The organism is Neorhizobium huautlense, assembly GCF_030811685.1.
In the GTDB taxonomy this organism is placed as follows: Bacteria; Pseudomonadota; Alphaproteobacteria; order Rhizobiales; family Rhizobiaceae; genus Neorhizobium; species Neorhizobium huautlense_A.
Genome location: NZ_JAUSRF010000021.1, coordinates 36574 through 60690 on the forward strand (window position 1 = coordinate 36574; position 24117 = coordinate 60690).

Annotated in this window: 23 protein-coding genes; 14 read left to right on the forward strand and 9 right to left on the reverse strand. The window is 59.9% G+C overall.

Annotated features, from left to right (window positions below):
- Window positions 1–47 precede the first annotated feature (47 nt).
- The gene (gene hemF, locus J2T09_RS23455; RefSeq protein WP_306839265.1) at window positions 48–962 is read right to left on the reverse strand and encodes an oxygen-dependent coproporphyrinogen oxidase; all 915 of its coding nucleotides are present in this window, start codon (window positions 960–962) and stop codon (window positions 48–50) included.
- Between the two features lie 149 nt (window positions 963–1111).
- On the opposite strand from hemF, the gene J2T09_RS23460 reads away from it, so the two are divergent.
- Window positions 1112–1369, forward strand: coding sequence for a hypothetical protein (locus J2T09_RS23460; RefSeq protein WP_306839149.1), 258 nt, complete (start codon window positions 1112–1114; stop codon window positions 1367–1369).
- A gap of 3 nt (window positions 1370–1372) precedes the next feature.
- Here J2T09_RS23460 and J2T09_RS23465 read toward each other — a convergent pair whose 3' ends face one another.
- Window positions 1373–1831, reverse strand: a complete 459-nt coding sequence (locus J2T09_RS23465) for a tRNA (cytidine(34)-2'-O)-methyltransferase (protein ID WP_306839151.1) — start codon at window positions 1829–1831, stop codon at window positions 1373–1375.
- Between the two features lie 377 nt (window positions 1832–2208).
- Between J2T09_RS23465 and J2T09_RS23470 the strand changes: the two genes are divergently transcribed.
- From J2T09_RS23470 to J2T09_RS23490, 5 genes are all read left to right on the forward strand, one after another.
- Window positions 2209–4059: an ABC transporter ATP-binding protein gene (locus tag J2T09_RS23470; RefSeq protein WP_306839154.1), complete on the forward strand. Its 1851-nt coding sequence runs from the start codon at window positions 2209–2211 to the stop codon at window positions 4057–4059.
- 239 nt (window positions 4060–4298) lie between these two features.
- Window positions 4299–6212 (forward strand): methyl-accepting chemotaxis protein, encoded by a 1914-nt coding sequence (locus J2T09_RS23475; protein WP_306839156.1) that lies wholly within the window; start codon window positions 4299–4301, stop codon window positions 6210–6212.
- 299 nt (window positions 6213–6511) lie between these two features.
- Window positions 6512–8455 (forward strand): HAMP domain-containing methyl-accepting chemotaxis protein, encoded by a 1944-nt coding sequence (locus J2T09_RS23480; RefSeq protein ID WP_306839160.1) that lies wholly within the window; start codon window positions 6512–6514, stop codon window positions 8453–8455.
- A 318-nt stretch (window positions 8456–8773) separates the two neighbouring features.
- The gene (locus J2T09_RS23485; protein WP_306839161.1) at window positions 8774–10684 is read left to right on the forward strand and encodes a HAMP domain-containing methyl-accepting chemotaxis protein; all 1911 of its coding nucleotides are present in this window, start codon (window positions 8774–8776) and stop codon (window positions 10682–10684) included.
- 134 nt (window positions 10685–10818) lie between these two features.
- Window positions 10819–12678: an ABC transporter ATP-binding protein gene (locus J2T09_RS23490; protein WP_306839163.1), complete on the forward strand. Its 1860-nt coding sequence runs from the start codon at window positions 10819–10821 to the stop codon at window positions 12676–12678.
- Window positions 12679–12681: 3 nt separating this feature from the next.
- Here J2T09_RS23490 and J2T09_RS23495 read toward each other — a convergent pair whose 3' ends face one another.
- Window positions 12682–13611 (reverse strand): endonuclease/exonuclease/phosphatase family protein, encoded by a 930-nt coding sequence (locus J2T09_RS23495; protein ID WP_306839166.1) that lies wholly within the window; start codon window positions 13609–13611, stop codon window positions 12682–12684.
- 379 nt (window positions 13612–13990) lie between these two features.
- On the opposite strand from J2T09_RS23495, the gene petA reads away from it, so the two are divergent.
- The 5 genes from petA to J2T09_RS23520 all read left to right on the forward strand — a co-directional run bounded on the left by petA (window position 13991) and on the right by J2T09_RS23520 (window position 18255).
- On the forward strand, window positions 13991–14569 hold the full coding sequence (petA, locus tag J2T09_RS23500; RefSeq protein ID WP_306839167.1) for a ubiquinol-cytochrome c reductase iron-sulfur subunit: 579 nt from the start codon (window positions 13991–13993) through the stop codon (window positions 14567–14569).
- Window positions 14570–14584: 15 nt separating this feature from the next.
- Window positions 14585–15901, forward strand: a complete 1317-nt coding sequence (locus J2T09_RS23505) for a cytochrome b (RefSeq protein WP_306839169.1) — start codon at window positions 14585–14587, stop codon at window positions 15899–15901.
- Window positions 15902–15924: 23 nt separating this feature from the next.
- A complete protein-coding gene (locus J2T09_RS23510; RefSeq protein ID WP_306839171.1) occupies window positions 15925–16815 on the forward strand; it encodes a cytochrome c1 in 891 nt (296 codons plus the stop codon).
- 168 nt (window positions 16816–16983) lie between these two features.
- Window positions 16984–17529 carry an adenine phosphoribosyltransferase gene (locus J2T09_RS23515; RefSeq protein WP_306839173.1) on the forward strand — a complete coding sequence of 182 codons (546 nt, stop codon included), beginning with the start codon at window positions 16984–16986 and terminating at the stop codon, window positions 17527–17529.
- Window positions 17530–17640: 111 nt separating this feature from the next.
- Window positions 17641–18255, forward strand: a complete 615-nt coding sequence (locus J2T09_RS23520; RefSeq protein ID WP_306839175.1) for a LysE family translocator — start codon at window positions 17641–17643, stop codon at window positions 18253–18255.
- 5 nt (window positions 18256–18260) lie between these two features.
- Here J2T09_RS23520 and J2T09_RS23525 read toward each other — a convergent pair whose 3' ends face one another.
- The 3 genes from J2T09_RS23525 to ychF are packed head-to-tail and all read right to left on the reverse strand — an operon-like array spanning window position 18261 to window position 20319.
- Window positions 18261–18728 (reverse strand): MaoC family dehydratase, encoded by a 468-nt coding sequence (locus J2T09_RS23525; RefSeq protein WP_306839177.1) that lies wholly within the window; start codon window positions 18726–18728, stop codon window positions 18261–18263.
- Window positions 18719–19198, reverse strand: coding sequence for a MaoC family dehydratase (locus J2T09_RS23530; RefSeq protein WP_306839179.1), 480 nt, complete (start codon window positions 19196–19198; stop codon window positions 18719–18721). The genes J2T09_RS23525 and J2T09_RS23530 overlap by 10 nt, the downstream gene beginning before the upstream one ends.
- Window positions 19199–19215: 17 nt before the next feature.
- On the reverse strand, window positions 19216–20319 hold the full coding sequence (gene ychF, locus J2T09_RS23535) for a redox-regulated ATPase YchF (RefSeq protein ID WP_306839181.1): 1104 nt from the start codon (window positions 20317–20319) through the stop codon (window positions 19216–19218).
- A 137-nt stretch (window positions 20320–20456) separates the two neighbouring features.
- Between ychF and J2T09_RS23540 the strand changes: the two genes are divergently transcribed.
- The 3 genes from J2T09_RS23540 (at window position 20457) to clpS (ending at window position 21533) form a co-directional block, all read left to right on the forward strand.
- Complete coding sequence (locus J2T09_RS23540; RefSeq protein ID WP_306839183.1) at window positions 20457–20759, forward strand: AbrB/MazE/SpoVT family DNA-binding domain-containing protein; 303 nt, start codon at window positions 20457–20459, stop codon at window positions 20757–20759.
- Entirely contained in the window at window positions 20749–21147 is a 399-nt protein-coding gene (locus J2T09_RS23545; RefSeq protein ID WP_306839185.1) for a type II toxin-antitoxin system VapC family toxin, read from the forward strand. Before J2T09_RS23540 ends, J2T09_RS23545 begins: the two co-directional genes overlap by 11 nt.
- Window positions 21148–21224: 77 nt before the next feature.
- The gene (gene clpS, locus J2T09_RS23550) at window positions 21225–21533 is read left to right on the forward strand and encodes an ATP-dependent Clp protease adapter ClpS (RefSeq protein ID WP_373458614.1); all 309 of its coding nucleotides are present in this window, start codon (window positions 21225–21227) and stop codon (window positions 21531–21533) included.
- An 8-nt stretch (window positions 21534–21541) separates the two neighbouring features.
- Here the strand turns inward: clpS and J2T09_RS23555 are convergent, their stop codons facing one another.
- The 3 genes from J2T09_RS23555 to J2T09_RS23565 form a co-directional block, all read right to left on the reverse strand.
- Entirely contained in the window at window positions 21542–22471 is a 930-nt protein-coding gene (locus J2T09_RS23555) for an oxygenase MpaB family protein (RefSeq protein ID WP_306839189.1), read from the reverse strand.
- 81 nt (window positions 22472–22552) lie between these two features.
- The gene (gene pth / locus J2T09_RS23560) at window positions 22553–23290 is read right to left on the reverse strand and encodes an aminoacyl-tRNA hydrolase (protein WP_306839191.1); all 738 of its coding nucleotides are present in this window, start codon (window positions 23288–23290) and stop codon (window positions 22553–22555) included.
- A gap of 95 nt (window positions 23291–23385) precedes the next feature.
- The gene (locus J2T09_RS23565; protein WP_306839193.1) at window positions 23386–24111 is read right to left on the reverse strand and encodes a substrate-binding periplasmic protein; all 726 of its coding nucleotides are present in this window, start codon (window positions 24109–24111) and stop codon (window positions 23386–23388) included.
- Between the last annotated feature and the right edge of the window lie 6 nt (window positions 24112–24117).

Here is a 24117-nt window from a genome sequence, read left to right on the forward strand (position 1 = left end):
ATCGCTTTTGTTAACTGATCGCTAAATTATGATCGAGGTATTTACGGTCAGGGCCAGCGCACCATCGGCGGCAGCGAGGAAAGGATGGCTTCGACATTGCCGCCGGTCTTCAGGCCGAACAATGTGCCGCGATCGTAAAGCAGGTTGAACTCGACGTAGCGGCCACGGCGGACAAGCTGCTCGTCGCGATCTTCCTGGGTGAATTCGGTGTTGAAATTGTTGCGCACGATCTGCGGGTAGACGGTTTCGAAGCTGCGGCCGACATCCTGCACGAAGGCGAAATTGGCGTCCCAGCCGCCTTTGCTTTGCGGCGGTGTCAGCCAGTCGAAAAAGATGCCGCCGATGCCGCGTGCCTCGTTGCGGTGGGGCAGGAAGAAATATTCGTCGCACCATTTTTTATAGCGATCATAATCGGCAATGCCGGCATGGCTGTTGCAGGTGTTTTCGAAGGCTTTATGAAACTGTTGGCTGTCGGCATCTTCCTGGGTGCGGCGACGGTCGAGCACCGGCGTCAGGTCAGCGCCGCCGCCGAACCACTGGCTGGATGTGACCACCATGCGGGTGTTCATGTGCACGGCCGGCACGTTGGGATTGACCGGGTGGGCGATCAGCGAAATGCCCGACGCCCAGAAACGCGGGTCCTCGTCGGCGCCCGGCATCTGCTTGCGAAAATCCTCCGAAAACTCGCCGTGGACCGTCGAGGTGTGGACGCCGACCTTCTCAAAAACGCGGCCTTCCATCATCGACATGCGACCGCCACCACCGGCGCCGCCATCACGTTGCCAGTCTTTTCCAACGAAGCGGCCGGGTGTGCGGTCGGCGAGGGGGCCGGAGACTTCGTCTTCCAGCGCCTCGAAGGTGGAACAGATCGTGTCGCGCAGGCTTTCGAACCACGCTCTTGCGGTCGCCTTCTTGTCCTCGATGCCCTCGGGCAGGCCCTTTTCGAGTTGCGGCCGTTCCATGTCGTTCCTTTCGGTCATGTTCAGTTCCCTTGGATGCTGCTGCCCGGAGGCGCTGCGCGGAAACGGTATTGCCCAGCCTATAACCCTTTCAGAATCGACTCGCAAAGCCTGCATTCTCGCATTACCTTGCATTCCGAGAGGTAGAGCGAATGACGAGAACGAAAGTCCCGCCGCTCGACGGCCTGAAGCGCAGGATGGATCGCCATCGCCTGGGAAAGGCGACGGCGGCGAACGGTCATTTCGTGCGCGAGACCTTTTGCCTCTCTAGGCCGGAAGCGCGCGAAAAGGCCAAGGAATGGTTCGATGCCTTTCCCAAGGCCGCTTACTGGACCGAAGTGGAAAGCTGGCGTCAACTCGAGGGCGACCAGATCGAGTTCACCATGCGGCGTTTGCCGACCGCCGACTGAGCCTCAAAATCCTGTCTGTCGCAGGGCCTCGCCGACGATCATTGCCGCCGACATGGCGACATTGATGGAGCGCTGACCTTCGCGCATGGGGATGAGCACGCGGGCATCGGCCGTGTCATGCACATTGTCCGGCACACCGGCACTTTCGCGACCGAACAGAAGAATGTCGCCCGGCTGATAGGCGAAATCGACATAGGGCAGGGCGGCCTTGGTGGAGCCGAGCACGAGGCGGCGGTTTTCCGTCCGGCGCCATTCGTCGAACGCCTGCCAGTTGACGTGACGCACCAGCGAGACCGCGCCGAGATAATCCATGCCGGCGCGTTTCAGGTTGCGGTCCGAAATGTCGAAGCCGGCCGGCTCGATGATATCGACACCGAAACCGAGGCAGGCGGCAAGCCGCAGGATGGTGCCGGTATTGCCGGGAATGTCGGGCTGGTAGAGAGCGATGCGCAGGTCTGTCATGGCCATCTCCTTAAGCGAAAATGGCATTTCGGCTCAAGTGGTGTGTTTACCGACCGGTTTTTCATTGTACGTGCAGGCATGTAGGCGTTTTTTGAACAATGGCGGCGGCTTTGCTCTTTCCAATTTGCTGATGTGAGGGTAAAAGACCATCCAACCGAAACGCCAGCCAGGGAGGCCCACATGGATATGACCGTGCGCACACGCCTTCAGGCCCGGATACTTTCCGCCTAGGCGTTTCGCGGTTCTCCTGAACTTTCCCATTCTGATCGTTGCGTGGCCGTTATAAGGCCGCGATATCTCGTTTTCCGGCTGTTCGCCGTCGCATGCATCGATGATGTGTGAAGCGGAACAGCCGTCTGACCGACGGAGCTTTTTTCATGTTTTCCTGGTTCGAACGGCGCATCAATCCGTATCCGGATGTCGCCCCGACCCTGCCGCCAAAAGGGCTTTTTGCCTTCTGCTGGCATTACACCAAGCCGGTCTGGCCGTGGCTTGTGCTGATGTCGATCCTGACGACGCTGATCGCGCTCGGCGAAGTGGCGCTGTACCGCTTCCTCGGCGATATCGTCGACTGGCTGTCGACGGCCGATCGCGAGACTTTTCTGGCGCAGGAAGGCATGAAACTCGTCATGATGGCGCTGGTCGTGCTTGTGGCGCTGCCGCTCGTCGCCACGCTCAACTCGTTGATCATGCACCAGATCATGATGGGCAATTTTCCGATGGTCGCCCGCTGGCAGATGCATCGGTATCTGCTGCGTCACTCGATGACCTTTTTTGCCAACGAGTTCGCCGGTCGCGTTTCGACCAAGCTGATGCAGACGGCGCTTGCCATCCGCGAAGTGGTGATGAAGATCCTCGACGTCTTCGTTTACGTTGCCGTCTATTTCGTCTCGATGATCGTCGTTGTCGCTGCCGCCGATATGCGGCTTGCGATCCCGCTGGTCGTGTGGATCATCGTTTACGGCCTGACGGTTGCCTATTACGTGCCGCGCCTGCGAAAAATTTCGGCGGCGCAGGCGGATGCGCGCTCGATGATGACTGGCCGCGTGGTCGACAGCTACACCAATATCGCCACCGTCAAACTGTTCTCGCATACCGGTCGCGAAGAAAGTTACGCGCGTGATGCCATGCAGATGTTCCTCGGAACGGTGCATGACCAGATGCGCAAGGTGACGATGTTCCAGGTGCTGGTCTATTTCTACAACTGCGCGGCACTGTTTGCCGTGGCAGCCCTGTCGATCTGGTTCTGGCTGGACAGCGCTATTTCCATCGGAGCGATCGCAATCGCCATCGGTCTTGCCATGCGTATCAACGGCATGTCGCAATGGATCATGTGGGAAGTCTCGGCGCTGTTCGAGAATATCGGCACGGTCTATGACGGCATGGAGATGATGACCAAGCCGCATGACGTGACCGACAAGCCGGCTGCGCCAAAGCTGAAAGTGCCGGAAGGGGCGATTTCCTACGACAACATTCGTTTCCACTATGGCAAGAACAAGGGTGTCGTCGAAAACCTGACGCTCAATGTCGCAGCCGGCGAGAAGGTCGGTCTGGTCGGTCGCTCGGGTGCGGGCAAAACGACGCTGATGAACCTGCTCCTGCGTTTCTACGATCTGGAAGGCGGGCGCATCACCATCGACGGGCAGGATATTTCGACGATCTCGCAGGAAAGCCTGCGGGCCAAGATCGGTGTGGTGACGCAGGATACTTCGCTGCTGCACCGTTCGATCCGCGATAATATCGCTTACGGTCATCCCGGTGCTTCGGATGAGGAGATTATTGTCGCGGCGAAACGCGCATCGGCCTGGGACTTCATCGAAACGCTGGCCGACATGCAGGGCCGGGTCGGTCTCGATGCCCATGTCGGTGAGCGCGGCGTAAAACTCTCTGGTGGCCAGCGCCAGCGTATCGCGATCGCCCGCGTCTTTTTGAAGGATGCGCCGATCCTGGTGCTGGACGAGGCCACTTCGGCACTGGATTCGGAAGTCGAGGCAGCCATTCAGGAGAACCTGTTCTCGCTGATGGAAGGCAAGACGGTGATCGCAATCGCCCACCGCCTGTCGACGCTGACCGAGATGGACCGTCTGGTCGTGCTCGACAAGGGCAAGATCATCGAGACCGGCACGCATCAGCAACTGTCCGTGAGCGGCGGCATCTATGCCGATCTGTGGCAGCGCCAGTCGGGTGGTTTCCTGGGCGATCACACGGAGGATGCCGCGGCGGAGTGAGATTTCGCCTTGCATCATGCTTCAAGAAAGGCCCGCAACATTCCGGTGTTGCGGGCCTTTTTGCGTCCGTTTGGCACGATTGAAACCATTGCCGGCGGGCCTTGTATCGCGCCATAATTTCGGGGTTGCTTAAATGGTTTTTCGCAACCAAAGCTAAGTCAAAAAGTAAGTCTTTGTTTATGGAATGGTGAAAGAACTGAACGTGTATTCCTTTTTGTGTCTCACGCTGCGGTTTTCACATGTTCAGATCCATCAAGATCAAGCTTCTTTTGCCCATTCTCTTCGGTTCGGTTGTTTTCGTCGCCATTTTGCAGGGCGCTCTTGCCATGCGTTCTGTCAATCAGATGGATATGCAGGCCGATAATCTCGGCCGCCGCATGGAACAGTCCGTCGCCATGGCCAACATGGATCGTTTGCTGGCCGATGTGCGCCGTCTGGTCCTGATGGCGCTTTCCGGCAGCAATGCCGGCGAACAGAAGAAGTGGCTTGGTCAGCTTCAGGAAAAGACACAGGAGCGTGCGGCGGCCTTTACCGCATTCGGCGCACAGATCACAGACCCCGCCGCCAAGGCGAAGTTCGATGACCTGCAGAAGGTCGTCGGCGAATATGACGTGATGGGCTCGAAGTTTATCGAGCTGATCAGCACGTCGCGCGTTTATGAAGCAAAAACCCTGATCGCACAGATGGTGCCGAAGGGCGGCGAGGCAGGCACGATCCTGACCCAGATGATCGAAGAGAACAATGCGCTCGGCAACGCGGACCGTCAGGCCGCAAATGCCGCCGCGCAGTTTTCTTCCATGTCCACGATGGTCGGCATCGTTCTGGCCGTGCTGGTTGCCGTCGCGGCCGCAGCTCTCAGCGTCTTCCGTATTGCCCGGCCGATCGACAACATCACCCGGGCGATGAACGTGCTTGCGTCCGGCGATACGCAGGCGCAGATCCCGCATGCCGGACGTCATGACGAAGTGGGCGAGATGGCCGCAGCCGTCGCCGTGTTCCGCGACAATGCGATCGAACGCGAACAGCTGGAGCGCGAGGCCGAGGCCAACCGGTCGATGAGCGAGAGCGAGCGCATGGCCCGCGAAGAGCAGAAGGCGCGGGAAGCCGCCGATGTCGCCTTTGCCGTCGATGGTCTCGCGCATGGGCTCAAGAGCCTTGCCGATGGCGACATGACCTATCGTCTGGCCCAGCCGTTTGCCGGCCAGCTCGATCAGTTGCGTGTGAATTTCAACGAATCCGTCTCCGGCCTTCAGCATGCCTTGCAGGCTGTCGGTGAAAATGCCCGCATGATCGATGCCGGTGCCAACGAGATCCGCGCGGCTGCCGACAATCTTTCCAAGCGCACCGAACAACAGGCCTCTTCTGTCGAGGAAACGGCGGCGGCGCTGGAACAGGTGACGACAGCGGTCAAGGATTCGGCGATCCGTGCCGGCGAGGCGGGTAATCTTGTCGATCATACCCGCGCCGATGCCGAGCGGTCCGGCGAGATCGTCAAGCAGGCGGTCAATGCCATGGAAGCGATCGAAAAATCGTCGAACGAGATCGGCAACATTATCGGCGTGATCGATGAGATTGCCTTCCAGACCAACCTTCTGGCGCTGAATGCCGGCGTGGAAGCCGCGCGTGCGGGCGATGCCGGCAAGGGTTTTGCCGTTGTGGCACAGGAAGTGCGCGAGCTGGCGCAACGCTCCGCCAACGCAGCGCGTGAGATCAAGGCGTTGATTTCCGCGTCTGGAGGCAAGGTGCGTGACGGCGTGAAGCTCGTCGATCAGACCGGTGAGGCCTTGGAAACGATCGTTGCCAACGTGCAGCGGATTAACGGCAATGTCGCCTCCATCGTGACCTCGACCCGCGAACAGTCGAACGGCCTCACCGAGATCAATACCTCCGTCAACCACATGGATCAGGGCACGCAGCAGAATGCCGCCATGGTCGAGCAGACGACGGCGGCAAGCCATCGTCTTGCATCGCAGGCGGCCGCGTTGAACGCGCTTCTGGCGCAGTTCAAGTTGGATGATGGCAGGGCGGAGGTTCGCGTGGCGTCTGCCGATACACGTCCCGTCTCTTCGCCGGCGCGTGCAATCAACAACCGTATCGCGGCTGCCTTCGGTGGCGGCGCGGCTGCTGCCAGACAGGAATGGGCGGAGTTCTGATCCGTCGCTAACGTGTTGAATGGAAACGGCGGCTTCGGCCGCCGTTTTGCGTTTCCGATGCTGCTTTTTTGATGCCTGCGGACATGTGATCGATTGTCAATATTTTACTACTTTTGATTTTATTGAAATCATCTGCAATTTATCGTCACCTCTATTATCCATTCGTTAAGCCTTATATTTGAACATCCTCATATCAACGCATGGTTTTGCTTCGTTGATTTTTGCAATCGCATGCCATAGGGCGTCGCGACGTTTCCCCCCCAACGTCCCGGCGCCCTTGGCGTTTCCAGGGGATGATCATGCGATACCTGTCACAGATGCGCATTCGGGTTCTTCTTCCGGCTCTGTTCGGGCTGGTTATCGTCATCGCCTTTGCCCAGGGCGGCATGGCACTTTTTTCACTTTCAACGCTGAAACAGCAGGTGCACGAGATCGGCCGGGAGCGCATGCCGCGCAACACGCTGATCGCCAAGATGGATCACTCGATCAGCGTCATTCGTCGTTCCTATGCCGATCTTCTGCTGGCCGATGATGCCGAGGAGATCAAGGTCAACGAGCAGACGATCGCGACGCGCATGAACGAGCGTGATGCTCTGATCAAGCAATATTCCGACATGATCACGTTGCCGAAAACACGCGAACTGTTCTCGACCTTGCAGAGCGGTGTGGGTGCATACGACGCCGCCGCCAAAACGCTTGTCGGACTGGTCGAGGCCGGTCGTCACGAGGAAGCGCAGTCTGTCTATCGCGGCCCGATGCGTGATGCGGCCAAAACGATGACCGATGCGCTGGATACGACTGCCGCCAACAATCAGGCGATCAGCGACGAAGCGCTGATCGCAGCGGATGCCGCCTATGACCAGGCGTTGGCAAGCACCTATCTGGCGCTTGCGCTGGCCGCCATCATCGCCATCGGTGCCGCCTGCATTTCCTTCTTCCGTGTTGCCAAGCCGATCGATGCCATAACCCGGTCCATGGGGCTGCTTGCCGGCGGTGACAACGAACGCCCGATCCCCTTTATCGAACGCCGCGATGAAATCGGTTCGATGGCGGCGGCTGTCGAGATCTTCCGCGTCAATGCGCTGGAGCGTATCCGTCTGGAGCGTGAGGCGGACGACAATCGCGATCTGATGGAACATGAACGCGGTGTTCGTGAACAGCAGAAGATGGTGGAGGCTGGCCATGTGAAAGTGGCGGTCGACGGACTCGGTTCGGGTCTGTCCAATCTCGCCGACGGCAATCTCGGTTATCGCATTGCCACACCGTTCCATGGCGAACTCGAAGCATTGCGGACCAACTTCAACGCCTCCATGAGCAAATTGCAGGCGACGATGGTGTCGGTGGGCGAAAACGCCCATGCGATCAATGCGGGCACAAACGAAATCCGCAGTGCCGCCGATGACCTGTCGCGCCGCACCGAGCAGCAGGCCGCTTCCGTGGAAGAAACCGCCGCCGCTCTCGAGCAGGTCACCACCGCCGTCAGTGACAGCAGCCGTCGTGCCCGTGAAGCTGGCCAGCTGGTCGAAAAGACCAAGAATGGCGCCGAACATTCGGGTGCCATCGTCCGGGATGCCGTTGCGGCCATGGAAGCGATCGAGCAGTCTTCGACCGAGATCGGCAACATCATCGGCGTCATCGATGACATTGCCTTCCAGACCAACCTTCTGGCGCTCAATGCGGGTGTCGAGGCGGCGCGGGCAGGGGAGGCCGGCAAGGGTTTTGCGGTCGTTGCTCAGGAAGTCCGCGAACTGGCCCAGCGCTCCGCCAATGCCGCCAAGGAGATCAAGTCTCTGATCAACCGCTCCGGCGAGCAAGTTCGCAACGGTGTCGCACTGGTTGGCGAAACCGGAACGGCGCTCAAGGAAATCGTCTCCGAGGTTCAGCACATCAATCGTCTGGTGGCAGAGATCGTGACAACCGCGCAGGAACAGGCGACCGGGTTGAAGGAGATCAACACCGCCGTCAACACGATGGACCAGGGCACTCAGAAGAACGCGGCAATGGTCGAGGAAACCACGGCTGCAACCCACAGCCTCGCTCGCGAGGCGGCTGGCCTGATCGATCTGCTCGGTCAATTCCGTCTCGGTGATGCGGCACCGCAAGCCCCGGTTCGGGCGGCGGCTCCGGTGGCGGCTTCCCCGGCATCGCGCCCGGCAGCATCGCCGGCCCGTGCGCTCGGTCACAAGGTTGCTGCGAGTTTTGGCGGGGCGGCACCGCGCGGCGAAGACTGGTCGGAATTCTGATCGGGTCTCGGCCGAGTGAAGTTCTCTTCATGTAATGCGCCGGTTCTGCAATCATCAGTCGAAATATAGACATGCAAAATGCCTCCACATCCAAGCGGGGGCATTTTGTCGCATTAAACTTTTATTTATGTAGATTTGATCGTTGTTGGCCAGTTTTTCGATGTTTCCTGCAATATTGATGGTTGGAAGGGCGGTGATTTCATCGAATTCTAGCGTTAATCATCCAGTCCGCAGATTTGTCGGTAATTTTTTGTTTAGGCAGCCCTGAGAGAAGCCCGGCTCCAATCGTTCGGGATTTTTCTTCACGGGGGTCGCCACATGTTGAAATCTGTAAAAATCAAAATTCTTCTGCCGTCACTGTTTGCCCTGACCGTCCTGCTCATCGTCCTTCAGGGCGTGCAGGGCATGCGGTCTGTCTCGGAGCTGGAAACTCAGGCCGACAATATCAGCCGCCGCATGGAGCGGTCGCTGATGGTCGCCGACATGTACAGTTCGATGGGCGATGTCAGGCGCCTCTATCTGATGGTGCTGGCGACCGACAGTGCATCCGAGCGCGCCAATCTCTTCCGGGAGATCGAGGCGGCGACGGCAAAGCGGGCTGCCGAATTCAACACCTATTCGGCCTCGATGAAGATCCCGGCCGCAAAGGCGAAGTTTGCCGAACTGGAGACGCTGGCTGCCGATTTCGACCGGCTGGGTGAAGAGTTTTCCGCCCATGTCGCCGCATTCAGAATGGCGGAAGCGCGTGGCGTTGTTGCGCGGATGTCGGACAAGGGTGGCGCTGTTGGAAAAGGTCTGCAGCAGCTGATTGCCGACAACAACCAGCGTGGTCAGGAAGACCGTACCGCTGCCAAGGATGCCGCGCAATTTGCCTTCTCCGCGACACTGGTCGGCATCGTGTTTGCCGTTCTGGTTTCCATCGGCGCCGCTATCGCCAGCATTTTCCGTGTCACCCGGCCGATCAGCGCCATCACCGCGTCGATGAACACACTGGCTGCCGGCAACAACAAGGTCGCAATTCCTTATGCCGACAATACCGACGAGATCGGTGACATGGCCGCAGCCGTTGCCGTATTCCGCGACAACGCCCTGGAGCGCGAGCGTCTGGAGCAGGAGACAGAAGCCAACCGTTCGATGAGCGAGCGCGAACGCATTGCCCGCGAGGAGCAGAAGGCACGCGAGGCCGCTGACGTGGCCTTTGCTGTCGATGGCCTGGCGAGCGGCCTGAAGAGCCTGTCCGATGGCGATATGACCTTCCGTCTGGCCCAGCCGTTTGCCGGCCAGCTCGATCAGTTGCGTGTCAACTTCAACGAATCCGTCGGCAAGCTGCAGGGCGCACTTCGCGCAGTCGGCGACAATGCCCGCATGATCGATGCCGGCGCCAACGAGATCCGTGCTGCCGCCGACGATCTGTCCAAGCGCACTGAACAGCAGGCCTCTTCCGTCGAGGAAACCGCGGCGGCTCTGGAAGAGGTGACTACGGCCGTCAAGGATTCGGCCGTGCGTGCTGGTGAAGCCGGCAAGCTGGTCGAGCACACACGCGTGGGTGCCGAGCGGTCCGGTGATGTCGTTCGTCAGGCGGTTTCCGCCATGGAAGCGATCGAGCATTCCTCGAACGAGATTTCCAACATCATCGGTGTCATCGACGATATCGCCTTCCAGACCAACCTGCTTGCCCTGAATGCCGGTGTGGAAGCGGCGCGTGCGGGTGAGGCCGGCAAGGGGTTTGCCGTCGTTGCACAGGAAGTGCGCGAACTGGCGCAGCGCTCCGCCACCGCTGCCCGTGAGATCAAGACACTGATCGGTGCATCCGGCGACAAGGTGCGTGATGGTGTGGATCTGGTCGGTCAGACCGGTGCAGCACTGGAAGCGATCGTTTCCGATGTGCAGAAGATCAACCAGAATGTCGGCACGATCGTGATGTCGGCGCGCGAACAGTCGACCGGCCTTGCCGAGATCAACACCGCCGTCAACCAGATGGACCAAGGCACGCAGAAGAATGCCGCCATGGTGGAACAGACAACGGCTGCCAGCCACAGCCTTGCCAAGCAGGCGGCGGCCCTGACGGAACTGCTCTCGCAGTTCAAGCTGGACGAGGGACGTGCGGATGTTCGTCACGCCACGCCGGCATCGCGCCCGGTCGCATCGCCGGCGCGCGCAATGGGTGCCCGCATCGCCTCGGCCTTCAGCGGCAATGCGGCGGTCAAGCAGGAATGGTCGGACTTTTAAGAACGGCAACATGAAATAGGGAAATGCCGGCCTCGCGCCGGCGTTTTTCGATTGAGGAAAAGAGTTTTAGACCTTACCGAAATGTAAGCCGCCCTGACCTTTGCCAGTCGCTCCGCAGCCGCTATATCGCTGGCATGGCCATTACCCGTCTCTTCCGCTTTTTCGAAAACTGGATTTCCCCATTCGCCCGGAAAGACGATCTGCGTCCGCCGGCAACGACGCTCGGTTTTATCTGGTTTTATCTCAACCAGGCGAAAGCGCCGTTTTTCGCCATGCTGGTTCTGGGCGGCCTGACGGCGGCAATCGAAGCGGCGCTGTTCTGGTTCGTCGGGCGGTTGATCGACATTCTGGCGACCATCAAACCGGCAGACGGCTGGGGCGGGCTTCTGGCCGCGCATGGCTGGGAACTGGCCGGCATGCTGGTGCTGATCGGCGTGGTGCGCTTCGTGGTCACGCTTTTGACCGCGCTCACCGACCAGCAGATCATCACGCCCGGTTTCTACAACATGGTGCGCTGGCAATCCTACATGCATGTGGCGCGGCAATCGCTGTCCTTCTTCCAGAACGATTTTTCCGGCCGCATCGTCAACAAGGTCTGGTCGGGCGGCCAGTCGGCCGGAGACCTCGTCACCTCGCTGATGGAAAGCGTCTGGTTCGTCGGCATCTATTCCGTTTCGATGCTGTTTCTGGTCGGCAGTCTCGACTGGCGTCTGGCCGTTGTCGTCTGCGTCTGGGTGTTCATCTTCTCGCTTCTGGCGCGGTATTTCGTGCCGCGCATCCGCCATCATTCGCGAGAGACGGCGGAAGCGGCATCCATGCTGAACGGCCGCATGGTCGATGCCTACAGCAATATCCAGACGCTGCGCCTGTTCGGCCATGACGATGCCAATGACCGCTACATGCTGCAGGGTTTCGAGACCTTTCAGAAAACCACCATCATGTTCACTCGGTTCATCACCGGGGTGAGGGCATCGATGGCGCTGCTGTCGGGCATCATGATCACCAGCATGGCGGCGCTCTGCATCGACCTGTGGCTATCGGGCAAGATCACCTCGGGTGCCGTTGCCTTCACGCTGGCGCTGGTGCTGCGGCTGAATTTTCTGCTCGGCCGGCTGATGACGCAGTTCAACGGCATCATGCGCAATTTCGGCGTCGTGCAGAATGCCGCCGAGCTGATCTCGCAGCCGATCGGTCTTGTCGATGCGCCGAACGCGGGGACGCTTTCGGTGAAACAGCCGGGTATCGTGTTCGACAATGTCAGTTTTCATTACGGGCGTGGCAAGGGCGTCATCGAAAACCTGTCGCTGGAAATCCGTCCGGGTGAGAAGGTTGGCGTGGTCGGGCGGTCCGGTGCCGGCAAGTCGACACTCGTCAATCTGCTGCTGCGTTTCTACGACGTCGAGAGCGGCCGTATTCTCATCGACGGGCAGGATATTTCGCAGGTTACCCAGGAAAGCCTGCGACGGCAGATCGGCATGGTCACACAGGATACCGCGCTTCTGCACCGCTCGATCCGCGAAAACATCCTGTTCGGGCGCGATAATGCCGGAGAGGAAGAACTGGTGGCGGCAACGCAGCGGGCCGAGGCGGATGAGTTTATTGCGCGTCTGGAAGATCAGCGCGGCCGCACCGGTTTTGACGCGCATGTGGGCGAGCGTGGTGTCAAATTATCGGGTGGCCAGCGGCAGCGTATCGCCATTGCCCGCGTCATGCTGAAGAACGCGCCGATCCTCGTGCTGGATGAAGCGACTTCTGCGCTGGACTCGGAAGTCGAGGCCGCGATCCAGGCCAATCTCGACCGGCTGATGGAAGGCAAGACGGTGCTGGCCATCGCGCACCGGCTGTCCACCATTGCCGCACTCGACCGGCTGATCGTCATGGATGGCGGGAAGATCGTCGAGCAGGGCACGCATGCCGAACTGATCGCGCGGGGCGGGCTTTACGCATCCTTCTGGGAGCGGCAGTCTGGCGGCTTCTTGGGCGCGGAAGACTGATCCCTATTCCGGAACGACGAATTCCGCCATCAGGCCGTAATGGTTGGAGCCCATCGAATCCGGGATACGGCTGACCGACTTCATGCCGAGCGGCGCGCGCACCATGACATGGTCGATGGCGATGCCGAAGCGGCCGAGACGCACCGGCCATGTGGGGATTTCCGGCGCGATGGTGCGCAGGTCCGTCCAGCGCATGAACTGCTGCACGTCAGGCGCAATGCTGGATGAGTTGAAATCGCCGGAGAGAAGCAGCGGTCCCTTGCGATTGTTGATGATCCGCGCGGCGTTGGTCAGTTCCATCTTGTGATAATTGTCGAAATACGGCTTGCTGAGATGCATGGCGACCACATGCACGGTGGTGCCGCCGACATCGACATCCGCCAGCATGAAGCGATCCTTACGCAATTCGCTGAGGCCCCCGACGCTCAGATTGCTGAGCGGCAGTTTCGACAACATCATCATGTCGCAGATATCCGTCTCGCGGCCGCAGCCGATGCGATAGGGATAGACCTTGTCGAGTTCGGCCAGATACGGCGCCAGAGGCGGCATTTCCATGATGTTGACGACATCGGCGCCGGAGTTGACGATCGCCTGATAGATGCGTTCACCATTGCGATAATTGCCGCCAAGGATGTTGAAATGCATCAGCCTGATCGTCTTGCCCGATTGCGGCGCCGGATCGGCGTCGAACTCGTAGGGCATGATCCAGGCATGCACGGCGATGCCGATCGAAGCGATAAGGAGAAGGCCGGTAAATACGTTGCGACTGATGAGCAGAGCGAGAATCATTGCCAGCGCACAGGCAATGGCGGCGTGAAGTTGCAGGCTGTGGAGTGTTGCAAGCATCCATTGCGGATGCACATAACGTGTGGCTATTGCGCCCAGCACAAGCGACACAATGACGCAGATGGCAACCGAGATCGTGTGTTTCATGTGCTCTTGCCCGGAAGTCGCCACGTCTGGGGACCGGTTAGCATAAAGCATGTGTGCGTTGCAACACGCGGAAGTGGCGGTGCTGCAAGGCGCTTGATTCAGATCAAGTTGGCATTTGATTCCTCTGCGTAAATCGCCCCGAGCGGCGTGATGACCGGTTTGTCATGGCGTGCACGAAGCAAAGCGGGGCGAAGCTGCCGGAATTCACGCGGTTTACTGGCCGCAGCCCTTGCCAAAACAGGAGTTTATCTGCGATCAAAAGGTGTATTGCGCCGACTTGCTGGGGACTCGTTGTTCGCATTATGGTGGACGCGATTTCGACCCAGCCTGGAGGAGGCTTTGTGCGGTTGATCGGGATGCGTGAGAGGATGGTAAAACCGTGAGTGAAAACACATCGAACGGACAGGCGTCCGGCGAGCCGACTCGCCGTGACTTTCTATATCTGACCACGGGCATGGCGGGCGCAGTCGGCGCCGTCGCTGTCGCGTGGCCCTTCATCGACCAGATGCGGCCGGATGCATCGACGCTGGCGCTGGCCTCGATCGAGGTCAATGTCGCGGCGCTGCAACCGGGCATGTCGTTGACGGTGAAATGGCGCGGCAAGCCCGTGTTCATCCGCAACCGGACGGAAAAGGAAGTGGAAGAGGCGAATGCCGTCGCACTGTCCGATCTGAAAGACCCGATTGCGCGCAATGCCAATCTGGGCGCAGATGCCGCAGCCAGCAGCATCGACCGTTCGGCCGGCGAGGGCAAGGAGAACTGGATCGTCATGATCGGTTCCTGCACCCATCTCGGCTGCGTACCGCTCGGCCAGGCCGGCGAATTCGGCGGATGGTTCTGTCCCTGCCATGGCTCGCATTACGATACGGCGGGTCGCATTCGAAAGGGCCCGGCGCCGGAAAACCTCGCCATTCCGACCTTCGCTTTCACCAGCGATACCGTCATCACGATCGGATAAGGGGGGATTTTCAACATGAGCGGTCATTCGTCTTACCAGCCATCCACCGGCATCGAAAAATGGATCGACTCGCGGCTTCCTTTGCCGCGCATGGTCTATGACAGTTTTGTCGCCTATCCGGTTCCGCGCAACCTCAACTACGCCTACACGTTCGGCGCCATGCTGTCGGTCATGCTGATCGTGCAGATCCTGACCGGTGTCGTGCTGGCCATGCATTATACGGCCTCTACCATCGGGGCATTCGACTCGGTCGAAAAGATCATGCGCGACGTCAACCACGGCTGGCTTCTGCGCTACATGCATGCCAACGGCGCGTCCTTCTTCTTCATCGCCGTTTATCTGCACATCGCCCGCGGGCTCTATTACGGCTCCTACAAGGCGCCGCGCGAAATCCTCTGGATCCTCGGCGTGGTCATCTACCTGCTGATGATGGCGACCGGTTTCATGGGCTATGTTCTGCCCTGGGGCCAGATGTCCTTCTGGGGCGCGACCGTCATCACCGGCTTCTTCACCGCCTTCCCCTTGGTGGGTGAGTGGATCCAGCAGTTCCTGCTCGGTGGCTTTGCCGTCGACCAGCCGACGCTGAACCGCTTCTTCTCGCTGCATTACCTGCTGCCCTTCATGATCGCGGGCGTCGTCGTCCTGCATATCTGGGCACTGCATGTGACCGGCCAGACCAACCCGACCGGTGTCGAGGTCAAGACCAAGACCGATACGGTGCCGTTTACGCCCTATGCGACGCTGAAGGACGCGTTTGGCGTGTCGGTCTTCCTGATCGTCTACGCATGGTTCGTGTTCTACATGCCGAACTATCTCGGCCACCCGGACAACTACATTCCGGCCAACGCGCTGAAGACGCCCGCCCACATCGTGCCCGAATGGTATTACCTGCCGTTCTACGCGATGCTGCGTGCCATCACCTTCAATGTCGGCCCGATCGACTCGAAGCTCGGCGGCGTTCTGGTGATGTTCGGTTCGATCATCATCCTGTTCTTCCTGCCCTGGCTGGACACGTCGAAGGTTCGTTCGGCAGTCTATCGTCCCTGGTACAAGCTGTTTTTCTGGCTTTTTGTCGTCAACGCCATCTTCCTCGGCTGGCTCGGCGCCATGCCGGCGGAAGGCAGCGGCCTTATCGGTCTTGTGTTCTTCGGCGATCTGGCTGGCAACTATGTCGGTTATTCGCAGCTCGGAACGCTGTATTATTTCGGCTTCTTCCTCGTCATCATGCCGGTTCTCGGCCTTGTCGAGACGCCGCGGCGCATTCCGAATTCGATCACCGAAGCCGTTCTTGAGAAAAAGAACGGTACGCCCAAGGCCGAAACGGTCGCCTGAGCCAGCGAACAAGGAAAATCATCATGAAAAAGCTGACCATGAGCTTCCTGTCGCTGGGCCTTCTGGCGGGGATTGCCATCCTCCCGGCCTCGGCGCAGGAGAACCACGATAATGCAGCTTCCGGCGGTGCTGCCGCCGAGGAGCACGGCGCAACCCCGCATTATCCGATCAAGAAGCCGCACCAGGTGGATTGGAGTTTTGCCGGCCCCTTCGGTCATTACGACAAGGGCCAGTTGCAGCGCGGGCTGAAGATCTACACGGAAGTCTGTGCCGCCTGTCATTCCATGAAACTGGTGTCTTTCCGCACGCTGGAAGACCTCGGTTATTCGGAAGCGCAGGTAAAGGCGTTTGCGGCCACGCATGAAGTGCAGGACGGGCCGAACGACGAAGGCGAAATGTTCACCCGCAAGGCCGTGCCTTCGGACCATTTCCCGTCGCCGTTCCCCAATGAACAGGCCGCCGCCGCCGCCAACAATGGTGCGGCCCCGCCGGACTTCTCGCTGATCGCCAAGGCGCGCGGCATCACGCGCGGCTTCCCGACCTTCATCTTCGACATGTTCACCCAGTATCAGGAGGGTGGCCCGGATTATATCCATGCGCTGCTGACCGGTTACCAGGAGCCGCCGGAGGGAACGGAAATCGCGGAGGGTACCCATTACAATCCGTATTTCGCCAATGCTGCGGCCCTTGCCATGGCGCCGCCGCTCTCTGCCGATCAGGTGACCTATGACGATGGTACGCCGCAGACGCTGGAGCAGTATTCGCAGGATATTTCCGCATTCCTGATGTGGGCGGCCGAACCGCATCTGGAAGAACGAAAGCGCACCGGCTTTATGGTCATGGTGTTCCTGGCGATCTTCACCATGCTGATCTATCTGACCAAAAAATCGGTCTATGCCAGCAAGGAGCACTGAGCGGCTCTTGATATACGGGAGAGGCGGCTGCGGCCGCCTTTTTCATGTCCGGCACCTGTCTGACTTGGGGACGGGGCGCCAGGGGAGGCCTGTGCGGCGATGCGGAACTTTACAGCGCGGCCATTGCACGCCAAGGTGCCGCCTCAAGAACACGGATACAAGGTTCCCATGACTGCCTCCACCAAAGACATCCTTTCCGCCGCCATCCGCTCGATCCCGGACTATCCGAAGCCGGGCATCATCTTTCGCGACATCACCACGCTGCTGGGCGATGCTCAGGCGTTCCGGCTGGCGGTGGATGAGCTTGTCAAACCGTATGAAGGTCTGGGCGTCGACAAGATCGCCGGCATGGAAGCGCGCGGTTTCATTCTCGGCGGCGCCATGGCGCATCAGTTGTCCGCCGGTTTCGTACCGATCCGCAAGAAGGGCAAGCTGCCTTACCGGACGGTCAGCATGGCCTATGCGCTGGAATACGGTACCGACGAGATGGAAATCCATGTCGATGCGGTGAGGCCCGGTGAAAAGGTCATCCTCTGCGACGACCTGATTGCGACAGGCGGCACGGCCGTGGGCGCCGTGCAGCTGCTGCGCCAGATCGGCGCGGAAGTCGTCTCCGCCTGCTTCGTCATCGACCTGCCGGATCTCGGCGGCCGCAAGAAGCTCGAGGCTCTTGGCGTCGAAGTGCGGGTGCTGGCGGAGTTTTCGGGTCACTGATTTCGATCAGGCCACGGACCCCTCGTTTTCCATGATTGCGCAGGTTTTTGCCCGCGTTATCCTGCATGTTCTGAGCCGACGGGGCCGGGACACCAGCTTGGGGGATTTTGCATGGACGTGGCGACGCTTGCGGCCTTTGCCGTGGCTTTCTTCGTATTCGCCGCAAGTCCCGGCCCGGACAACATGACCATCGTGGCAAGGACGCTGTCGCATGGCGCTGCGTCGGGCATTGCTTATGCCGCGGGCAAGGTGGCAGGTATTCTCGTGTGTCTGGCGCTTGCCGTTTTCGGCCTCTCCGTCATTGCCACCGAAATGGGTGGCGTGATGACCGTGCTGCGCTACGCCGGTGCCGCCTATCTGATCTGGATGGGGTATCGCCTATGGACTGCCGATCCGGTTCTTCCGGAGGCGTTGCCGGCCAGCGATCGGCGCGACCTGTTCAAAACCTTCATGACCGGTATTGCGCTCAATCTCGGCAATCCAAAAATGCCGCTGTTCTACATGGCGCTGTTGCCGCATGTGGTCGGGCCGCAATTGACGCTGGCTCAAGGCGCAATGCTGGCGCTGACTATCCTGCTGGTCGAGGTGGTGGTGATTGGTGTCCATGTGGCGGCCGCCAGCCGGGCGCGAAAAATGCTGCGCAGTCCGGTGGTGATGCGACGTGTTAACCGTGCATCGGGAGCGATGATGGTTGGCGCAGGCGTTGCGGTGGCGGCGTCGCGCTGAGCCGCCTATTCGAATTCCAGAACGCTGCCTTCATAACGCATCACCAGTTGGCTGTCCTGATTGACGCCCTCGTTGATCGTGCGGTTGATGAAGGTGCCCGGACGGGTGGCGAGCGGGCGGCTGTCCACCAGCGTCACCGAATAGGTGATCGTATCGCCGGCATAGACCGGGCGCAGCCATTGCAGGTTTTTGAAACCGGGCGAGGGGCCGAGTTTTGGCGGTACCTGACCCTCGCTGATCAGGCGGGCGCTCTCTTCTGCCCAATAGCCAAGAAACGTCTTCATCCAGCCAGCGCAGGTATGCCAGCCAGAGGCGCAGAGCGCGCCGAAAACATAGTTCTTCGCCGCTTCCGCATCGACATGGAACGGCTGTGGATCAAACTGTTTTGCAAACCGGATGATGTCTTCCGGCGTGAACAGCATCGTGCCGGTCACAACCTTTTCTCCGGGCGGGGAAAGCTCGATCAGCCGCATGCCGGCACCTCGGATGCAGGTGCGCGCAGACGCATCATGATCGGGTTTTCGCCGCGCATGACGACTTCGCCGCGCTGGTTCTCCACCTCGTGCAGGAATTTGACGAGGCCGATGCCGGGCTTGGAGCGCAGCGTGCGGGCCTCGATGACGGTGGAGCGGCCGGAAAGGGTGTCGCCGGCAAGAACCGGCTTTTTCCATTCCATATATTCGATGCCGGGCGAACCTTCGGATGATGAGCGCGACAGCCAGCCGTCATACATCATGCGCATGAACAGGCTCGCCGTGTGCCAGCCGGAGGCCGAAAGCCCGCCGAGAATGCTGGCCTTGCCGGCCTCTTCGCTCAAGTGCATGGGCTGCGGATCGAATTCCGAGGCGAAGGCGATGATCGCCTCCGCCGTAACCTTGGCGCTGGCCAGGGCGAAAACGCGACCTGTCTCGAAATCTTCGAAATGAAACTCGATCGCGCTCATGGTCCGTTCGTCCGCTTTTACGTGTTGAAGCGGAAGTGGATCACGTCGCCGTCGTTGACGACATATTCCTTGCCTTCGTCGCGGCCCTTGCCGGCTTCCTTGGCCCCGACTTCGCCCTTGAAGGCGATGTAGTCGTCATAGGAGATGGTGAAGGCGCGGATGAAGCCGCGTTCGAAATCCGTGTGGATGACGCCGGCGGCAGCAGGTGCCTTGGTGCCGCGGACGATCGTCCAGGCGCGGCATTCCTTCGGGCCGACGGTGAAGTAGGTGATCAGGTCGAGCAGGTTGTAACCGGCGCGGATCAGGCGGTCGAGCCCGGCTTCTTCGAGGCCGAGCGCGCCAAGAAACTCCTTGGCTTCTTCATCCGGCAACTGCGCGACTTCGGATTCGATCGCGGCCGAGATGATGACGCATTCCGCACCCTGCGCCTTGGCCATTTCGGCGACGGCCTTGGTGTGGTCATTGCCATCGACGGCATCGCCTTCGGCGACGTTGCAGACGTAGAGGACCGGGTGCGAAGTGAGGAGGTTCAGACCCTTGAGGATCTCGATCTCGTCTGCGGCAAGCTTCTTCAGAAGAAGACGGGCGGGCTTGCCATCCTGCAGAAGCGCGATGACCGCTTCCATGACCGGCAGCTGGGCAACCGATTCCTTGTCATTGGTCTTGGCGCGCTTCCGGGTCTGTTCGACGCGGCGCTCCAGGCTTTCGAGGTCGGCGAGCATCAGCTCGGTCTCGATCGTGTCCGCGTCACCGACCGGATTGATCTTGCCTTCGACATGGGTGATGTCGTCGTCTTCGAAGCAGCGCAGTACATGCACGACGGCATCGACTTCTCTGATGTTGGCCAGGAACTTGTTGCCGAGGCCTTCACCCTTCGAAGCACCGCGCACGAGGCCGGCGATATCAACGAAGGAGATGCGCGTCGGGATGATTTCCTTGGAGCCGGCGATCGCCGCCAGTTTTTGCATGCGCGCGTCTGGAACTGCGACTTCGCCGGTGTTCGGCTCGATCGTGCAGAAGGGATAGTTGGCGGCCTGCGCGGCTGCCGTCTTGGTGAGTGCGTTGAAGAGGGTGGACTTGCCGACATTCGGCAGGCCCACGATACCGCATTTGAAGCCCATGGTCGGGAACCCGTATCTTTGAATAAACTGGGTCTGGCTATGGGGGAAAGCGCCGTGAGGGTCAAGAGCGGGCTCGGATGCTTCTCTTGCGAGCCGGGCTTATATCACTTACTTTTAAGCTTCACGGAGTGTTGGTCATGACGATATTGACTGTCACCAGCAGGGGTGATGTGACCCTTGGCAAGGAACTTCTCGAAACGCTGGACATTGCGCCGGGCGACCGGTTGGTCGTGTTGCCGCGCGCCGATGGCGGGTTTTCGCTTTCGCCCTTGCCGGAGACGGGGACGACTTCGGCACAGGGCAAGAAGAAGGCAGGCGGGCTTGAGGCTTTTTATGGTTCACTCAAGAACAGGCATAATGTCCATGTGACATTGGACGAGATCAAAAAGTCGATTGAAGAAGGTTGGGCGTCAGAGATGCGCTTGCGCGATGATCCTTGATACAAATGTGCTTCTGCGCGCATCCATTGACGATGATCCCGCGCAAACGAGCGAGGCGCGTGCGCTGGTCGATGCCGCTGAGCGCCTCGTCATATCAAATACCACCTTGTGCGAATATGCCTGGGTGGCGAACCGGAACTACAAGGAAAGTCGCAAGAATATTGCCGACGCCATCCGTGCGCTGATTGCTGATCCGCGAACTATAATTGACGGCGATGCCGTAACCGCAGGGCTCGCCTTTCTCGATGCGGGCGGTGATTTTGCCGATGGCGTCATTGAATTCGAAGGAAGAAGGCTCGGCGGCAAGGTTTTTGCCACGTTCGATCGTCAGGCCGCCGCGATCGTTCGTGCTCAGGGCCGGCAATGCCTGCTGCTGGGTGCGGAATAACATCGTCATATTGTTGTATTATTGAAGCGAGCTCATGCGCACCATGTCTTGTCCGAGAGGCGCGTCATCACCAGGAGATGCCGATGGCCGGAAACACCACGCTCAAGCCGACGACCAATCCCAAGGTGGAGCGACCCAGGCTCTACAAGGTGATGCTGCTCAACGACGATTATACGCCGCGTGAGTTCGTCATCATGGTGCTGAAGGCGGTCTTTCGCATGAGCGAGGACACCGGTTACCGGGTGATGATGACGGCCCATAAACTCGGCACCAGCGTCGTCATGGTCGCCGCCAGGGATATTGCCGAGACCAAGGCGCAGGAGGCGGTGGATCTGGCCAAGGCGGCCGATTTTCCGCTGATGTTCACCACTGAGCCGGAGGAATAAATGCGGTTTCAGCGTTTCATCGGGCGATACAGGTAATCGTCCGGCAGACCGAGGCGGCGGCAGGCCTGTACGGGTGGGGAAGAGCGCAGCAGAAGCCGGTCGGCGCTGCGGGCCGCGACCGTGACCGTCGCGCGCTCCAGCCGGTTCAGCGACCATTCCGGGCCAAGTTCCAGCCTGTGCCGGATCCAGTGCGGCAGGATTTCCACGGCTGCCTTGATCAGCAGGCCTTGCAATGGACGCGCTGGGCCGGGAAGGGCCGGCACATCGCGCATGATTGACAGAAACTCTCCAACGATGGGCGAGGGCTCAAGCCGCGGTCCCATGGCGACGAAAAGGTGGTCCAGCTCTACCTGCGACCGTGGCGCGCCCACGGCTCCGTAGAGTTTTGCGGCGGGTTGAGCTTCGGAAAACAGCGCGTCGCGCTCTTCGGCAGCGAGAGGTCGCACGTATCGATGATAGGCCTCCATGAAGCCGAACCCGGCGGTGGCCTGCACCCAGTCGAGCAGGTCCTGATCATTGGCATTGTAAGCCTCGCCGCCGCTGGTTCTGCCCTCGACCTTGCCATGGCGGCGCACGACGCCCGCAATCATCGCCTCGGCCTGGCTGCGGGCGCCATAGACAGTCACCATGGCGGCAAGGCCGGTGCGTTGCAGGCGTGTCAGGGTATCGCCGCGAAACGTGCTGTGTTGCCAGACACCGTCGCGCACTTTCGGTTCGGCGAATTCCAGCAGCACGGCCGCAATGCCGCCGATGAACATCGAGATCTGGTTCTTGAAGACGACCCAGGACACGGAGGAGGCCGGGACGAGAGCAGGTTCGCCAGTCGGTCGGGAAAAGTCGATCTTCAGGCCGCTATTGCCGAGAAGATCGGTCGCGGCGCGGTCGAGTCGGTCATGCAGCAGTCCGGGCAGGGGCAGGGCGGTCGAGTGGTGGAACATGGGCATCTCCTTCCCGACCAGAATTCGGTCGGAAAGGAGTTTGTTCCAATATTGTGACTTTGTGTCGTCTTGGGGTTCTGCCTATTCGCCCTTGTTGCCGAACATCTTCTTCAGCATTTCGGCCATTGGTCCTGTTGTCGGAATATTCGGCTTTGCGCCGCCTCGGGCCTGATGGACATGCGATTTTCCAACAGGTTTTGGCGCGGCGGGTTTGTCCATCTTCGGCTTGTCAGTCTTTTCCGCTTCAGGCTTTGCGCCGACGGCCAGCGCCAGCTTGTTCATCAGCTGCGAATCCTCCCGCTTGGCCAGCATGTCGGCATTGTCCGCCAGCGTTTCGAGCAGCGGCTCCAGCCAGACCTTGTCGGACTTGGCAAAGTCTCCGAGCACGTGGTTATGCACCTGCTCCTTGTTGCCGGGATGGCCGATGCCGAGGCGCAGGCGGCGGTATTCCTTGCCGCAATGGGCATCGAGCGACTTGACGCCGTTATGGCCGCCATGGCCACCGCCCGTCTTGATGCGGGCGCGGCCGGGGGCAAGGTCCAGCTCGTCGTAGATGGCGACGATGTCGCCGGGGCCGAGCTTGTAGAAGCGCATCGCCTCGCCGACGGATTCGCCCGAGAGGTTCATGTAGGTCTGCGGTTTGATCAGCAGCACCTTTTCGCCGCCGAGTTCGCCTTCTGAAATGAGCGCCTTGAACTTTTTAGACCATGGCGCAAAGCCCGGCAGGCGCTGGATGGCATCGAGCGCCATGAAACCGATATTGTGGCGGTTGCCCGCATATTGCGTGCCGGGATTGCCCAGCCCTGCGATGATCTGCATGTCTGCACCGTTCTTGGTGATCTGTCTGGCCCTTCACCACCGCGAAACGGTGCGGAAGTCAACCGCCTTGAACCGTCCGTGCGTTATCAGTCGGCTCAGCGGGGTGGCTCCAACCCGTGGGTGCGATAAATTTTCGCCTGCGTGCCATCGGCGATCATGCGGTTGAGTTTTGTCTGCATGGCCTTGATGGTCTGCCAGGAAACGGAACGATTGCAGGCTATGCCGAGATGCTGGTCCGTCAGCTGTGCGACCTTTTCGATCTCGACACCGCGTTTGTGCAGTTGATCATAGACATCCTGGGACATCGGCATGAGATCGATGCGATCGCGCAAAAGCTTGGCAAGCGTCACGTCGAATGTCGAGCTGATGTCGATCTTCGGAAATTTCAGCTTCTGCAGAACGGTTTCCGTATAGTCCGAGCGATGGGTGCCGACCGTAAATGCCTTGGCTTCTTCGAGCGTCTGGGCTGCAACGCCGGCACCGCGGTGCCTGACAAGGATACTCTGGCTTTTGGCGAGCGGCATCACCCACCTGAACCGCGCCTGCCGCTCGGGCGTTTGGGCTGCGGAAAAAACGCAGGTTGCGGCCTGTGTTTCGGCAAGCGCTATGGCGCGTGCCCATGGCATGATCTCGATGCGATAATCGATATCGATGCCTTCCATGATGGCCCTGACCTGATCGGCGGAAATGCCGCTGACAGGGCCGGTGGCGCCTTGAAAGATGAAGGGCGGATAGGATTCCGTGGTGAAGAGCAGAGTGTCATCTGCCACCGCTTGTCCGGCAGCGAAGATCAGGCCGAATGTCAGAGCCGGAACCTTCATTTATTC

Bases quoted from the DNA above. Each gene is read 5' to 3' on its own strand.
- hemF (WP_306839265.1), bottom strand. From the start codon at position 962: ATGGAACGGCCGCAACTCGAAAAGGGCCTGCCCGAGGGCATCGAGGAC.
- J2T09_RS23460 (WP_306839149.1), top strand. From the start codon at position 1,112: ATGACGAGAACGAAAGTCCCGCCGCTCGACGGCCTGAAGCGCAGGATG.
- J2T09_RS23465 (WP_306839151.1), bottom strand. From the start codon at position 1,831: ATGACAGACCTGCGCATCGCTCTCTACCAGCCCGACATTCCCGGCAAT.
- J2T09_RS23470 (WP_306839154.1), top strand. From the start codon at position 2,209: ATGTTTTCCTGGTTCGAACGGCGCATCAATCCGTATCCGGATGTCGCC.
- J2T09_RS23475 (WP_306839156.1), top strand. From the start codon at position 4,299: ATGTTCAGATCCATCAAGATCAAGCTTCTTTTGCCCATTCTCTTCGGT.
- J2T09_RS23480 (WP_306839160.1), top strand. From the start codon at position 6,512: ATGCGATACCTGTCACAGATGCGCATTCGGGTTCTTCTTCCGGCTCTG.
- J2T09_RS23485 (WP_306839161.1), top strand. From the start codon at position 8,774: ATGTTGAAATCTGTAAAAATCAAAATTCTTCTGCCGTCACTGTTTGCC.
- J2T09_RS23490 (WP_306839163.1), top strand. From the start codon at position 10,819: ATGGCCATTACCCGTCTCTTCCGCTTTTTCGAAAACTGGATTTCCCCA.
- J2T09_RS23495 (WP_306839166.1), bottom strand. From the start codon at position 13,611: ATGAAACACACGATCTCGGTTGCCATCTGCGTCATTGTGTCGCTTGTG.
- J2T09_RS23505 (WP_306839169.1), top strand. From the start codon at position 14,585: ATGAGCGGTCATTCGTCTTACCAGCCATCCACCGGCATCGAAAAATGG.
- J2T09_RS23510 (WP_306839171.1), top strand. From the start codon at position 15,925: ATGAAAAAGCTGACCATGAGCTTCCTGTCGCTGGGCCTTCTGGCGGGG.
- J2T09_RS23515 (WP_306839173.1), top strand. From the start codon at position 16,984: ATGACTGCCTCCACCAAAGACATCCTTTCCGCCGCCATCCGCTCGATC.
- J2T09_RS23520 (WP_306839175.1), top strand. From the start codon at position 17,641: ATGGACGTGGCGACGCTTGCGGCCTTTGCCGTGGCTTTCTTCGTATTC.
- J2T09_RS23525 (WP_306839177.1), bottom strand. From the start codon at position 18,728: ATGCGGCTGATCGAGCTTTCCCCGCCCGGAGAAAAGGTTGTGACCGGC.
- J2T09_RS23530 (WP_306839179.1), bottom strand. From the start codon at position 19,198: ATGAGCGCGATCGAGTTTCATTTCGAAGATTTCGAGACAGGTCGCGTT.
- ychF (WP_306839181.1), bottom strand. From the start codon at position 20,319: ATGGGCTTCAAATGCGGTATCGTGGGCCTGCCGAATGTCGGCAAGTCC.
- J2T09_RS23540 (WP_306839183.1), top strand. From the start codon at position 20,457: ATGACGATATTGACTGTCACCAGCAGGGGTGATGTGACCCTTGGCAAG.
- J2T09_RS23545 (WP_306839185.1), top strand. From the start codon at position 20,749: ATGATCCTTGATACAAATGTGCTTCTGCGCGCATCCATTGACGATGAT.
- clpS (WP_373458614.1), top strand. From the start codon at position 21,225: ATGCCGATGGCCGGAAACACCACGCTCAAGCCGACGACCAATCCCAAG.
- J2T09_RS23555 (WP_306839189.1), bottom strand. From the start codon at position 22,471: ATGTTCCACCACTCGACCGCCCTGCCCCTGCCCGGACTGCTGCATGAC.
- pth (WP_306839191.1), bottom strand. From the start codon at position 23,290: ATGCAGATCATCGCAGGGCTGGGCAATCCCGGCACGCAATATGCGGGC.
- J2T09_RS23565 (WP_306839193.1), bottom strand. From the start codon at position 24,111: ATGAAGGTTCCGGCTCTGACATTCGGCCTGATCTTCGCTGCCGGACAA.